This window comes from Marinobacter sp. NFXS11 (assembly GCF_040148675.1).
Classification (GTDB): Bacteria; Pseudomonadota; Gammaproteobacteria; order Pseudomonadales; family Oleiphilaceae; genus Marinobacter.
Window position 1 is genome coordinate 430,118 of record NZ_JAGDDV010000003.1, and the last position, 13,581, is coordinate 443,698.

The window sequence follows — 13,581 nt, forward strand, 5'->3', positions numbered from 1 at the left end:
CCGTTCCGGATCAGCTATTCTTAACACGGACGTTTTCCGCTCTGCGACGCGGACAAAAGCAATAATTCAGGATCACGGTATGCGACGTTGGGGCATTCGCAAGAAGGTATTGGTGGTCACGCTGGTTCCCACCCTGCTGACCACCCTGATGCTGGGGCTGTTCTTTACCTACAGCTGGGTTAACAACATAGAAAGCCTGCTGAAGGACCGGGGCGAATCACTCTCCCGTCAGCTCGCCGCCGGTTCCGAGTATGGCCTTTTTACCGCCAATCGCAGCCTGCTCAGCAGCCTCTCCAATGCTCTTCTGGAAGAGCAGGACGTCCGCTCCATCACGTTCTTTGGCAGTGACGGCTCCCGCCTCCTCCATACGGGGCCGGGAAGCTCAGAAACTGTGCAGTCCGGGGAACTCACTGCCGAACACGCAACCCGGATATCCCGGGAAAACAGCACCCGCTTCATTACCCCCGTTTTTCTCCAGGACCTGATGATCGAGAGCATGCTGGACCCGGATGCTCGCCAGTCAATGTCGAATCTGCGGGAGCCTCTGGGCTGGGTGGTCGTGGAAATGTCCCATATCCGCACCGAAAAGGAGACCTACAAAGCCCTGCTGATCTCCCTGCTGCTGATTCTCGGCGGCGTGATTCTGAGCATGGCCATTGCGCTGCGGCTGAGCCGGGCGTTTACCAATCCGGTGTTCGAGCTCAACGAAGCCGTCGCCAAACTCAAGGAAGGCAAGCTGGATACTCGCGTATATACCGGCGCGGGCCCTGAGTTCGAGCAGCTGGAATCCGGCCTTAATGCCATGGCCGAGGAACTAAGCAAGGCCCAGGCTGAAATGCAGCAGAACATTGATCAGGCCACCGAAGATCTGCGGGAAACGCTGGAGACCATCGAAATCCAGAACATCGAGCTCGATTTCGCTCGAAAAGAAGCACTGGAGGCCAGTCGGATCAAATCCGAGTTCCTGGCCAACATGTCCCACGAAATCCGCACACCGCTGAACGGCATCATAGGTTTCACCGAACTGCTCCTGAAGAGTCCCCTGCCACGCCAACAACGGGATCACCTGAGCACCATCAGGAAATCGTCGGAGATCCTGCTCACAATCATCAACGACATCCTCGATTTCTCGAAGATCGAAGCCGGCAAGCTGATCCTGGACCGCGTGCCTTTCCAGTTACGGGATATCGTCGAGGAAGTCATGGTCATGCTGGCACCAGCGGCACACGCCAAGAATCTCGATCTGGTGCCACTGGTCTATAACGATGTGCCGGACAACATCATGGGCGACCCCCTGCGGGTCAAACAGGTGATCACCAACCTGGTCAACAACGCCATCAAGTTCACCCAGACCGGCGAGGTGGTCCTGCGGGCGAGCCTGGAAGAGGAAGAAGCCGATACCAACCGCGTTACCCTGCGCCTGAGCATTACCGATTCCGGCGTGGGCCTGTCCCGGGCCCAGCAGCAATCCCTGTTCAACGCGTTCAGCCAGGCTGACGCCTCTACCGCCCGGCAATATGGTGGCACCGGCCTTGGACTGGCCATCTCGAAGCGCCTGGTAGAAGAAATGGGGGGCAAGATCGGGCTCGAGAGCGAACTGGGCAAAGGCTCAACCTTTTGGTTCACCCTCACCTCGGAGCTTGCCACCAGCGGTGAAGCCATTGCGCCCAGGGATGCCCTTCGAGGAGAAAGGGTCATTTACCTGGAACAACAAAAAACCACCGGGCTGGCCGTGGAACACCTGCTACGGGACTGGGGCATGGTGGTCGACCGGGTGGCGTCACCGGGTGGCCTGCAGGAACACATTGAAGAGGCCCAGAAAAGCCAGGCAGGCTATGCCGTGGCGATTCTGGGCATAACCCGTCACCTGCTCAACTCCAGCCAGTACTGCGGACTTGTCCGTACCCTGGAGATTGAACGGGATTGCCGGACACTGCTACTGACCCCCACCCTTGAGACCCACGACACACCGCTATCGGGGCTTGCAAGCGGCCATCTCACCAAACCGGTGTGCCGAGATTCCCTTTACGACGAGCTTCTGCTGCTGGTGCACGGCATCAATTCCAGCGGGCGGGTCCCCGAATACGAGATTTCCGCCAACCGGGCAACGACCGCAACTGTTCCGAGAGTGCTGGCCGTGGACGATAACGATGCCAACCTCAAGCTGGTGATGACCCTGCTCGAAGACTGCCAACTGGATGCCGAAAGCGCTTCCAGCGGCTTTGAAGCCCTGAGCAAGGCCAGACAGAAACCCTTCGACCTGGTCTTCATGGACCTTCAGATGCCCGGCATGGACGGGGTGGAAACTACTGCAAGGCTGAGGGAGATGGATACCGGCAATCACCGGACCCCGATCATTGCGCTGACTGCCCATGCCCTAGCAGACGAGCAGGAACGACTGACAAAGCAGGGCTTCGATGGCTACATGCCCAAACCCATCAGCAGTGGCCAGCTCAACGACATCATTCATGAGTACACCGGCTATGTTTGCCCGAAAAGTGGAAGCGACGGCCGGCTTCCCGTTCCGGAAGTTCGCGACACCCGTCGGGCGCTCCGGCCCTCAACGCGCAAAATGCAGCAGGATTGCGTCAGCGTGGACGAAAGCATCCAACTGGCCGCCGGCAAGGCGGACCTGGCCGAGGAACTGTTCAGCATGCTGCTGGAGCAGGTACATGTAGACCGCGGGCGGATTCCGGAACTCTGGGCCAACCACAACATGGATGAGCTACTGGAGTGTGTTCACAAGCTCCATGGCGCTACCCGCTACTGCGGCGTACCGGAATTGAGAGCCGCAGCCAACCATCTGGAAACGGCCATCAAATGCTCTGCTCCGGATCTGGAACACCAGAAAGACCAGCTGCTCTCGGCCATGGAGCGCCTGCAGATCTGGAGCGACCAGACCGATTGGCAGCAGCTGTTCCGGCAACGCCATGAGGCCGCCGAAACGACCTGAGGCTGCCCCGCATCAGACCCGACTTCGGGCCTGATCGATGATGGTTTTCATGTCCCGGACCGCCTCTTTGAGACCGGTAAACACCGCGCGGGCGATGATGGCGTGGCCGATATTCAGTTCGTTGATGCCATGGATTGCCGCCACTCGCTCGGTGTTGTGGTAATGCAGGCCATGGCCTGCATTCACAATCAGACCCTTCTTGCGGGCGTAGGCGACCGCGTCGGCAATGGTTTTGAACGCGGCGTTTTCCGCCTCAGGTGTTTCGGCCTCGGCATACTCACCGGTGTGCAGTTCCACCACCGGAGCGCCGCAGCGAACCGCCGCATCGATCTGGGCAGGGTCCGGATCAATAAACAGCGATACTTCGGCACCAATCCGGGCGAGGCGTTCACAGGCCTTGGCCACCCGGGATTCCTGACCCTCGACATCCAGACCGCCCTCGGTGGTCAATTCCTCACGCTTCTCTGGCACCAGGCAAACACATTCCGGCCGCACCTGTTCGGCAAACGCCAGCATCGCATCGGTTACCGCCATTTCCAGGTTCATCTTGGTCTGGAGTACTTCTTTGAGCAGCAGCACGTCCCGATCCTGAATATGACGCCGATCTTCCCTGGGATGGATCGTGATGCCGTCTGCACCGGCCTCTTCTGCCATCAGCGCTGCCTGCACCGGATCAGGGTACCGGGTCCCCCTCGCCTGGCGGAGGGTGGCAACGTGATCAATATTGACGCCAAGCAGTACTCTAGGATTCATGGGATTCTCCCTGAAGGTGAGTGAAAAGGCTGCGACTGTTCAGGGGACGCCCCTGCAGAAGATAATCAATCAGGACCCGCATGACCCGTTTCGCCAAGCGCCGACAGCGCTCCGATTGCAGATCCTCGCGGGCCAGATCAAGTAAAACGTCCCCCGGCAGATTCCGCAGGCGCACACCGGGCGACAACCCGGACACAATGCCCTGCTCCGGATCATAACAATACTCCCCGCCGGGCTCGACGGATTGTCCGGTATCGGTGGCAAGATCCCAGGCAAAGTCATAGCCTAGGGCAGAGGCAAAGGCGAGTTCGAAACGCCGAAGCACCGGCTCCACATCCCTGGTATCGGACAACTGCCCAACCGCATCGATGTAGGCCGCAAAAAGCGTGGGATGGGGATCTGCAGCGGGCAGAATCCGCTGCAGCAGTTCATTCAGGTAAAGGCCACTATAGAGGGACAGCGTCCGGGTAAGTGCAGGGCCGACACGCACGTCGACCTGTGTCAGGGTTTTCAGATCGCCCCGACCTGCCCAGTCCAAAACCAGCGGCTGAAACGGCTGGAGCTGGGCCTTGAGGGGGCTCTTGGCGCTGCTCGCCCCACGGGCAATGAGCGTCATGCGCCCGTGATTCAGGGAAAATATATCCACCATCAGGCTGGTTTCCCGCCAGGGCCGGCGGTGAAGGACATAAGCGGGCTCCTGCTGCTCAGGCCCCTTCATAAACGCCTCAGAGGTCGTTCATGCCCAGGCTCTTCAGGGCCCGGTCGCTGTCTGCCCAGCCACGTTTTACCTTCACCCAGAGCCTCAGCATGATCTTGCTGTCGAACATACGTTCCATATCCGTGCGCGCCTCCTGGCCTATGCGGCGCATCCGCTCACCCTTCTCGCCAATGATGATTTTCTTCTGGCCCTCTCGCTCGACCAGTATCAGTGCGGATATATGCAGGGTCTTGCCTTCGCGTTTGAACTCCTCGATTTCCACAGCCACTGAGTAAGGAAGCTCGGCACCCAGCTGGCGGGTAATCTTCTCCCGGACGATCTCCGAAGCCAGGAAACGCTCACTGCGATCGGTGATCTGGTCGTCCGGATAGAAGTGGATACTCTCCGGAAGGAACCGGCCCACGGCCTCTTCCAGAGGCTCCAGATTGGTCTCTTTCAGGGCCGATAGTGGAATGATTTCGGCAAATTCGCGCTTTTTCGAGAGCATATCCAGATGCGGAAGCAGGCTTTCCCGTTTTTCGATCTTGTCGACCTTATTCACCGCCAGGATCACCGGGCATTTCAGGCGGCTGAGTTTCTCCAGCACCATCTCATCCGCGGTCGTCCAGGCCAGCTGATCCACCACGAACACCACGACATCGACATCAATGAGCGCCGACGTGGCCGCCTTGTTCATGTAGCGGTTAATGGCCCGGGGCTCTTCCTCGTGCATGCCCGGTGTGTCCACATAGATCGCCTGCACCGGCCCCACTGTCTTGATGCCCAGCACCTGATGACGGGTGGTCTGCGGCTTGCGGGAGGTTATGCTCAGCTTCTGCCCGAGGATGTGATTCAGCAGCGTGGATTTTCCCACATTCGGACGGCCGACGATGGCCACAAAACCGCAGCGGCTGTCCGGGTTTTCCGGACGGGTGATATCGTTCATTACTGGTTCTCCACGCCCAGTTCTTTCAGGGCGTTACGGGCTGCCTGCTGCTCGGCCACCCGGCGGCTGCTGCCGGTCCCGGTGGTCTTGCGGTCCAGCGATGGCAGCGCACAGGATACATGGAATGTCTGGTTGTGGGCCTCGCCGTCCACAGAAATGACGTCATAACGTGGCAGCGGAAACTGACGAGACTGGAGGTACTCCTGCAAACGGGTCTTGGGGTCTTTCTGGGTATCCTGCAGGTCGAGCTTTTCCAGGCGGTGCTCGAACCAGCGCAGTACCTGCTCCCGGCAAGTGTGGAAATCACTGTCCAGGTAGATCGCGCCGATGATGGACTCCACGGCGTCGGCCAGGATGGATTCCCGGCGGAAGCCCCCGCTTTTCAGCTCCCCCGAGCCCAGCCGAAGGTATGTGCCGAGCTGGAACTCCCGACCAATTTCGGCGAGTGTAACGCCTTTTACCATCCGGGCCCGCAGGCGACTCAGCTGACCTTCCCGGGCTTTTTCGAAGTGCAGAAACAAATACTCGGCAATCACCATATTCACAATGGAATCACCGAGGAATTCGAGGCGCTCGTTGTTCTGATTTCCATAGCTCCGGTGGGTAAGTGCCAGCAGAAGCCGCTCCGGCGATTTGAACTGATAGCCGATGCGCCGCTGTAACTGATCCAGATCCGGTTGTGAACTCACTTGCCCTTCATCTCATATTTGTGCTTGAAGTGAACCACCGTATCCACATTACTGAACAGGTTGTTGCGCACTTCGTAATCAACATTGATAACGACCAGATCGCCGTCTTTATCGACCGAAATATTCTTGGCGTCAAATCCCCGGACATTGTTCACGCTGAGCCGCTTGTTGATCAACGTACGAACCTGGGCGGGCCCCATCTGGGAGAGACCTTCGGTGCCATCAAGGCTTTCCAGCGCTTCCTGAATGGTGATGTCATCCAGATAGGCGGGACCAAGCTTGATCACCAGCGTCAACAGACCACCAAAAAACAGCACCATAACCATCATGACCAGTGCCGAAGCACCGCCCTGACGGCCCATGCCGGAAAGATTGTTTTTCTTCATTATGACTGCGCTCCAGATAGTCCGAGTTACTCGATTCCGCCTACACGATCAAAGGATGGCAGACTGGTAAGGGATTTCCAGTGCATCCAGATAGCAAAGGCCTTGCCCACCACCAGCTCGTCCGGGACCGTGCCCCAATAGCGGCTGTCATTACTGTTGTCGCGATTGTCACCCATGACGAAATAATGACCCTCGGGCACCAGCCACTCGCCCTCACCACTGCCGCCAGACCGGCCCATGGTCAGGAAAATGTCGTGCTCCACTTCACCGAGATCCTCGCGGCGCAGCTCCATCGGCGGTAAACGCGCGATAAACCGGGTTTCCACCCGATCGCCATTGATGAACAGCTGCTTGTCACGGTAGCGGATGTGGTCGCCCGGCAGACCGATCACCCGTTTGATGTAGTTGGTCTCGCCGTCCTCCGGGTAGCGGAAGACCATCACATCGCCGCGTTGGGGATCGCCGACCGGAATCACTTTGGTGCCGGCAACCGGAAGCCTGAACCCATAGGCGTATTTGTTCACCAGAATGAAATCGCCGACTTCCAGGGTGGGCAACATGGATCCCGACGGAATCTGGAACGGTTCAACCAGGAAGGACCGAAGCACCAGCACAATGGCCAGCACCGGAAAAAACGATCGGCTAAGGTCAACCAGATAGGGCTCTTTAGGCTCCTCCGATTCCGCTGGGGAGCCTTCATCCACTGCGTCGCCGGTGCCGCTGGCACGGTAGGCAGCTAGACGACGCTCACGAAGAAACAGCTTGTCCGCCAGCCAGATCAGACCCGTTGCAAAGGTCAGTACTACCAGTACCAGGGGAAAATCGATATCCATCCAGGAGGCCTTTTATTTATCCACTTTCAGTACGGCAAGAAACGCTTCCTGAGGCACCTCGACATTACCCAGCTGCTTCATACGCTTTTTACCTTCCTTCTGCTTCTGCAGCAGTTTCTTCTTCCGGCTCACATCGCCACCGTAACACTTGGCGGTTACGTTCTTGCGCAGCGCCTTGACTGTGACCCGCGAGACCACCTGGTTACCAATGGCGGCCTGAATCGCGATATCAAACATCTGCCGCGGAATCAGTTCCTTCATTTTTTCAATCAGTTGGCGGCCTTTGTAATTGGCCTGTTCCTTGTGCACGATCAGAGCCAGGGCATCAACGCGCTCGCCATTGATCAGCACGTCCAGCCGCACCAGATTGGCGGTCTGGAATCGGGTAAAGTGGTAATCCAGAGAGGCGAAGCCGCGGCTGGCCGACTTGATGCGATCGAAGAAGTCCATCACCACCTCGGCCATCGGCAACTCGTAAGTCAGCTGAACCTGGGTCGTCATGAAGTGCATGTTCTTCTGGACGCCACGCTTTTCCTCACACAAGGCTATTACGTTACCGATATGCTCCTGGGGCACCAGGATATTCGCTTCTACAATCGGCTCACGCATTTCCTCAATGGAACCAATATCCGGAAGCCGGGACGGGTTGTCTACCGACAGGGTCTCACCCTGTTTGGTAACCACCTCATAGATAACCGTTGGCGCCGTGGTGATCAGGTCGATGTCGTATTCACGTTCCAGCCGCTCCTGGATAATTTCCATGTGCAGCATGCCGAGGAAACCACAGCGGAAACCAAAGCCAAGAGCATCGGAGCTCTCTGGCTCGAAAAACAGGGAGGCATCGTTCAGCGTCAGTTTTTCCAGGGCATCCCGGAAATCGTTGTAGTCATCGGCACTGACCGGAAATAGCCCCGCATAAACCTGGGGCTTGACCTTCTTGAACCCCGGCAGCATCGGGGTCTGTTCGGCGAACTTCTGGTGCACGATGGTGTCGCCCACGGGCGCACCGTGGATATCCTTGATGCCTGCCACCACAAAGCCGACATCGCCGGATTCCAGCATGTCGGTGTCTTTCGGTTTGGGATTGAAAATACCAACCTTATCGGCATTCCAGGCCCTGCCGGTGGACTTGATGACGATCTTGTCGCCCTTTTTCAGGGTACCTTCGGTCACCCTCACCAAAGACACGACTCCGAGATAATTGTCGAACCAGGAATCAATGATCAGAGCCTGCAGGGGCGCGCTTCGGTCGCCCTTCGGTGGGGGGATCTTCTTGATCAGATCTTCCAGCACATCTTCCACGCCAAGGCCGCTCTTGGCGCTACAGCGGACCGCGTCAGAGGCTTCAATACCGATGATATCCTCGATTTCCGCCGCCACCCGTTCCGGTTCGGCCTGGGGCAGGTCCATCTTGTTCAGAACCGGCACGACTTCAAGACCCTGCTCAATGGCGGTGTAGCAGTTCGCTACAGACTGGGCTTCAACGCCCTGCCCGGCATCCACCACCAGCAGTGCGCCCTCGCAGGCATAGAGCGAGCGCGAAACCTCGTAGGAAAAATCCACGTGGCCCGGGGTATCGATAAAGTTCAGTTTGTATTCCTGCCCGTCACGGGCGGTGTAATTCAGCGTGACACTCTGGGCCTTGATGGTAATCCCTCGCTCACGCTCGAGATCCATGGAGTCCAGGACCTGCTCGGCCATTTCACGGTCGGTCAGGCCGCCGCAAACCTGGATAAAACGGTCTGCCAGCGTGGATTTACCATGGTCGATGTGGGCGATGATGGAAAAGTTACGGATTCGGCTCAGTTCAGTCACAGACAATGAATACTCAGTTAAGACGAAGGATTGAGCCCGGAGGGGCCGCTACCCGGATCCGGGAACGGCGTGATTTTACCGGTTACCGGCCGCCATTGCCATGATCAGGAAATCAGCGGCCGTTCGTACTGCCGGATAAGGAAACCAATGAGCGCATCCTCGTCCAGCGGATAGCTGAACAGGTTGCCTTGACACTGGGCGCAGCCGTGGGTTTTCAGGAAGCTCAACTGCTGTGGGGTTTCCACACCCTCCGCGACCACCGTGAGGTGAAGCTTGCGGGCCAGGGCAATCACTGCGGAGGCAACATCCGTGGCACTGACATTGTAGGGAATGTCGCGAATGAATCGGTGATCAATCTTGATGACATCCAGCGGCAGCTGCTGTAAAGCAACCAGTGAACAGGAGCCGGTGCCAAAATCATCGAGGATCAGGCAGACCCCAAGATCATGAAGTGACACCAGTAACTCCCTGAGCATTCGCGGATCTTCATTGAGCAGCTCCGCCGGCATCTCCAGCTCCAGCCGCTCCGGCGAGACGCCCGTCTCGGTGATAACCTGTCTGATCATGTCCAGGAAGCCCGAATCGGTCAGTTGTCGAACGGACAGATTCACCGCCATTTTCAGGGATTCAAAGCCGGCCCGCTCCAGGGCCTGAACCTGAATACAGGCCTGTCTCAGGGCCCATTCACCCAAGCGGACAATCAGCCCCGTTTCCTCGGCCAGACCGATGAACTGCTGTGCCGACACCAGACCCTTCTCCGGATGATGCCAGCGCAGGAACGCCTCCACCCCGATCACCCGCTCACTGGCCAGATCAATCTTCGGCTGGTAGTGCAGAACGAAGCGATCGCCATCCAGGGCCGTGGCCAACTCCTCTTGCTGCAGAAGCCGCCTTGCCGCCTTGATGTTCATGGCCGGGGTGAAGAACTGGAACGTATTCCGGCCCAGCTCCTTGGCACGATACATGGCCAGATCAGCGAACTTCATCAGGGTTCCGGCGTCCTCACTGTCGTGGGGAATCATGGTGATGCCGATACTGACCGTGATGCCGACTTCGTGATCGTTCAGCCGGATTCGCTGGCAAAGGCTGCGCAAGATGGTCTCTGCGACCTTGCCGGCGGCATCGGAGTCACTGATCCGGGACAGCAAAACCACAAACTCATCGCCGCCAAGCCTGGCAACCGAATCCTCCTCACGGACACAACCCACCAGCCACTGCGCCACCTGGCAAAGCAGTTCATCGCCGGAATCATGGCCCAGGGTGTCGTTGATACGCTTGAAACCGTCGAGGTCCAGGAACATGAGGGCGGCTGGTTCACCGCTCCGGCGACTGCGGCTGACCACGTGATTCAAACGGTCCCGGAACAGTTGCCGGTTCGCCAGGCCGGTGAGCGGGTCATAGAATGCCAGTCTGTGCAGCTCGGATTGGGCGGCCTTGAGCTGGGTCAGATCCCGCAGGCTCAGCACAACGCCATTGACGCCGGGCACCGACAACATGGCCGTAAATGTGCCCTCCATATCCCGCCATTGGCCCTGGGCATCACGGATACGGACCCGGATGACCGGCATCTGTTTGCCCGGCGACTGAACGGAATCGTCAAAGCCTCTCTGCAGTTGGGGCCAGTCGTCACCATGAACGAGCTCCTCAAAGTTCAGGGCCTGTACCTGATCTGGCTCGAAGCCAAGGATATCGAGGCTGGACGGGCTCGCGTAAAGGGCCCGCCCCGCACGGTCCATCACCAGGGTGACATTGGCTGCGCCCTCGGTAATCGCCCGATAGCGGCCGGCACTGATCTGCGCCATCAGGCGTGACCGGATCAAAGCCAGCACGAAGAGGAACAACAGGGCGCTGATCACCAGGCCACTGCCCAGAACAATCGGAGGCCGCGGATCCGAGGCCAGAAAATCAAAGGCGGGTGTGGAACGGGTCTGCAGCAGCCAGTCGCGACCACCATGGCTGATGGTCTGACTCATCTGGAAACTGAATTCGTTGTCCAGAGAGCCCAGATTGGAGCCGTACATGAGGTTCTGCCGTTGCACGACTCCGGCATCGTAGATCCGGACATCAAGAAACGGCGAGATCAGGCCAACGATGCCGTCGATAAGATTGTTCATCCGGAAGGCACTGAACACATAGCCCGCCAACATCATGCGACGCTCGGCCCGGATCTCGGGTACTTCTCCACCCTGGTAGACGGGGTAATACATCAGAAAACTGGCCTGATCCTCACCGAGCTCCTCCTGGACCAGCACCACCTTGGCAGTCACCGTGGGGATAGCATCATCCCTGGCCTGCTCCATGGCCCGGCGATGAATGGGATCGCTGAAGGCATCGTAGCCGAGGGCCCGTCGGTTACGCTCCGTGCCGGGCTCCAGGTAGACCATGGGGTAGTAGTAGGGGCCGTTACCCAGCGGGTTCACCAGGTAATTATGCACCCCTTCCGCCCGGACCGAGGCGATGTGATCAGCCATCTGGCGGACACCGATACGGCGAACATAGCCAATACCCTGAATGCCCGGGTAGTAGCGGTTGATATCCACCTTGTCGATGTATTCGCGCCATTGGTCACGGGAAACGTCTCCGGCCACCGCAAACAGACCGGCGCTGCCGGCCAGCACCTGCTCGTAGTTTAGCAAGCGTTCTTCGATGGCGGATTTGAGTTGCAGCGACTGGGTGCGGAACCGGGCTTCCGTGCGGTCTTCAACAAGCCGGATGGACACCTGCCAAAGCAACAGGGTGACGGCAATGGCAACGGCAAAAATCAGCCAGGCGACCCAGGCGTTGCGAAATTCCAGTAATTTACGGAGCGAGAGTTCCTGTCTGTTCATCATGGGGCTGGTCCGTTCCATGGCCACTCATTTTTATTGATCCGCCGAGTATAACAAAAGCCCCCGCGGGTGTCGTTTCCGACACCCGCGGGGGCTTTCTCTCCCGTTGATTTAGCTCAGCAGAGGGATATCAGGGCTTCATCACCAGATACAGTGCCCGGCCCTGGCGAACCACCCGGACCGACACTGCCTTACCCTCAGGCAGCGACCGCACAGCCTCGCGGAACTCCTGTACCGAAGTCACTTTCTGGCGGTTAATTTCGGTGATCACATCCCCCGCCCGAATGCCGGCTTCAGACGCAGCACCCCGGGCAACGTCACTGACCACAACACCTCCTTCAACGCCCATGGAATCGGCCATGTCTGCCGGCAGCGGTTCAACCATCATGCCCAGGGGCGCGGAGGCGGGGCCACCACTGTCACCGGAGGGCGCAGCAGCCTGCTGGCCTCCCTCCTCGGGAAGGCGGCCAATTTCGACCTCAAGTTCAATCTCCTCGCCCCCACGAAGCACCCTCAGCTCGGCGGTTTCACCGACCGGCGTGCGACCGACCATGGGCGGCAGATCAGAGGAAAGCTGCACCTCATCGCCGTCATAATTAAGGACGATATCCCCCGCCTGCAGACCCGCTTTCTGCGCCGGCGAGTCCGCCATCACTTCGGCAACCAGCGCACCGCGGGGCCGCTTGAGACCAAAGGATTCGGCCAGATCCCGGTTCACTTCCTGGATCAGCACCCCGAGCCAACCGCGGGAGACCGAACCCTGGTCACGCAATTGGCGGAACACATTCATGGCATCGTCGATAGGGATGGCAAACGAGACTCCCATGAAACCGCCAGAGCGGGTGTAGATCTGGGAGTTGATACCCACGACCTCACCGTCCAGATTAAACAGAGGCCCGCCTGAATTGCCCGGATTAATGGCCACATCAGTCTGAATGAAAGGCACGTAGTTTTCCGATGGCAACGAGCGACCCAGGGCGCTGACGATCCCGGCCGTTACCGTATAATCGAACCCGAATGGCGAGCCAATCGCAAAGACCCATTCACCGACTTTCAGATCCCGGGACCGACCTACCTTAACGACTGGCAGGTCATCTCCGTTTTCAATCTTCAGTACGGCCATATCGGAACGGGGATCCGTTCCAACCAGGGTCGCGGGCAGCTCGCGCCGGTCATTCAGCCGCACGATGATCTCATCAGCACCCTCGACCACGTGATTGTTGGTCAGGACGTAACCGTCCGAGGAGACAATAAACCCGGAGCCCATGGAGCGGCGTGGCTGGGAGTTGCCAGGCCCACCTCCAAATGGAGACTGGGGGCCGCGGAAGAAATCCTGGAAAAACTCGGGAAGCTGTTCGAGCTGACGCTCGTCAAACGGCATTCCGGGAGAGCCGGAATTGCGGCGCGTAGGCTCGGTGGTTGTACTGATGTTCACCACCGCACCGGCGTTATCCTCAACCAGCTCGGTAAAATCGGGCAGGCTTCGGGCTGAGCTCGCCTGACTCCAGCCCGCCAACACCATGGCGGACAGCAAGATCAGCAAAGCGGCCGGCATCCTTCCGGGTATGAAATTACGTGACGACTGGGCAACTGCTGTTGCACTCGACATGTTGTACCCCCTGTTGTGCTTACACCTAGGCGTAGTTTTGGGTTCGGCCCACCGATTTTCAACTTACAAAAC

Annotated in this window: 10 protein-coding genes; 1 reads left to right on the forward strand and 9 read right to left on the reverse strand. The window is 58.5% G+C overall.

Annotation, left to right across the window (positions count from 1 at the left end; all coding sequences use genetic code 11):
- Positions 1-79 precede the first annotated feature (79 nt).
- The gene (locus tag J3362_RS17670; RefSeq protein ID WP_349521538.1) at positions 80-2,953 is read left to right on the forward strand and encodes an ATP-binding protein; all 2,874 of its coding nucleotides are present in this window, start codon (positions 80-82) and stop codon (positions 2,951-2,953) included.
- Positions 2,954-2,965: 12 nt separating this feature from the next.
- Here the strand turns inward: J3362_RS17670 and pdxJ are convergent, their stop codons facing one another.
- The 9 genes from pdxJ to J3362_RS17715 form a co-directional block, all read right to left on the reverse strand.
- The gene (gene pdxJ / locus J3362_RS17675; protein ID WP_349521540.1) at positions 2,966-3,706 is read right to left on the reverse strand and encodes a pyridoxine 5'-phosphate synthase; all 741 of its coding nucleotides are present in this window, start codon (positions 3,704-3,706) and stop codon (positions 2,966-2,968) included.
- Complete coding sequence (gene recO, locus J3362_RS17680; protein ID WP_349521542.1) at positions 3,696-4,424, reverse strand: DNA repair protein RecO; 729 nt, start codon at positions 4,422-4,424, stop codon at positions 3,696-3,698. The genes pdxJ and recO overlap by 11 nt, the downstream gene beginning before the upstream one ends.
- A 7-nt stretch (positions 4,425-4,431) precedes the next feature.
- Positions 4,432-5,349, reverse strand: a complete 918-nt coding sequence (era, locus tag J3362_RS17685; protein WP_008176182.1) for a GTPase Era — start codon at positions 5,347-5,349, stop codon at positions 4,432-4,434.
- Positions 5,349-6,038, reverse strand: coding sequence for a ribonuclease III (gene rnc / locus J3362_RS17690; RefSeq protein WP_008176185.1), 690 nt, complete (start codon positions 6,036-6,038; stop codon positions 5,349-5,351). Before rnc ends, era begins: the two co-directional genes overlap by 1 nt.
- A complete protein-coding gene (locus tag J3362_RS17695) occupies positions 6,035-6,424 on the reverse strand; it encodes a DUF4845 domain-containing protein (RefSeq protein WP_349521545.1) in 390 nt (129 codons plus the stop codon). The genes rnc and J3362_RS17695 overlap by 4 nt, the downstream gene beginning before the upstream one ends.
- 26 nt (positions 6,425-6,450) lie before the next feature.
- Positions 6,451-7,257 carry a signal peptidase I gene (gene lepB / locus J3362_RS17700; protein WP_349521547.1) on the reverse strand — a complete coding sequence of 269 codons (807 nt, stop codon included), beginning with the start codon at positions 7,255-7,257 and terminating at the stop codon, positions 6,451-6,453.
- 12 nt (positions 7,258-7,269) lie between these two features.
- On the reverse strand, positions 7,270-9,072 hold the full coding sequence (gene lepA, locus J3362_RS17705; RefSeq protein WP_088829587.1) for a translation elongation factor 4: 1,803 nt from the start codon (positions 9,070-9,072) through the stop codon (positions 7,270-7,272).
- Positions 9,073-9,176: 104 nt separating this feature from the next.
- The gene (locus J3362_RS17710) at positions 9,177-11,903 is read right to left on the reverse strand and encodes a bifunctional diguanylate cyclase/phosphodiesterase (RefSeq protein WP_349521548.1); all 2,727 of its coding nucleotides are present in this window, start codon (positions 11,901-11,903) and stop codon (positions 9,177-9,179) included.
- Between the two features lie 127 nt (positions 11,904-12,030).
- Positions 12,031-13,455: a DegQ family serine endoprotease gene (locus tag J3362_RS17715; protein ID WP_349521738.1), complete on the reverse strand. Its 1,425-nt coding sequence runs from the start codon at positions 13,453-13,455 to the stop codon at positions 12,031-12,033.
- Positions 13,456-13,581 lie beyond the last annotated feature (126 nt).

Excerpts from the sequence above, each read along its gene's own strand:
- J3362_RS17670 (WP_349521538.1), top strand. The coding sequence starts at position 80 with ATGCGACGTTGGGGCATTCGCAAGAAGGTATTGGTGGTCACGCTGGTT.
- pdxJ (WP_349521540.1), bottom strand. The coding sequence starts at position 3,706 with ATGAATCCTAGAGTACTGCTTGGCGTCAATATTGATCACGTTGCCACC.
- recO (WP_349521542.1), bottom strand. The coding sequence starts at position 4,424 with ATGAAGGGGCCTGAGCAGCAGGAGCCCGCTTATGTCCTTCACCGCCGG.
- era (WP_008176182.1), bottom strand. The coding sequence starts at position 5,349 with ATGAACGATATCACCCGTCCGGAAAACCCGGACAGCCGCTGCGGTTTT.
- J3362_RS17695 (WP_349521545.1), bottom strand. The coding sequence starts at position 6,424 with ATGAAGAAAAACAATCTTTCCGGCATGGGCCGTCAGGGCGGTGCTTCG.
- lepB (WP_349521547.1), bottom strand. The coding sequence starts at position 7,257 with ATGGATATCGATTTTCCCCTGGTACTGGTAGTACTGACCTTTGCAACG.
- J3362_RS17710 (WP_349521548.1), bottom strand. The coding sequence starts at position 11,903 with ATGATGAACAGACAGGAACTCTCGCTCCGTAAATTACTGGAATTTCGC.
- J3362_RS17715 (WP_349521738.1), bottom strand. The coding sequence starts at position 13,455 with ATGCCGGCCGCTTTGCTGATCTTGCTGTCCGCCATGGTGTTGGCGGGC.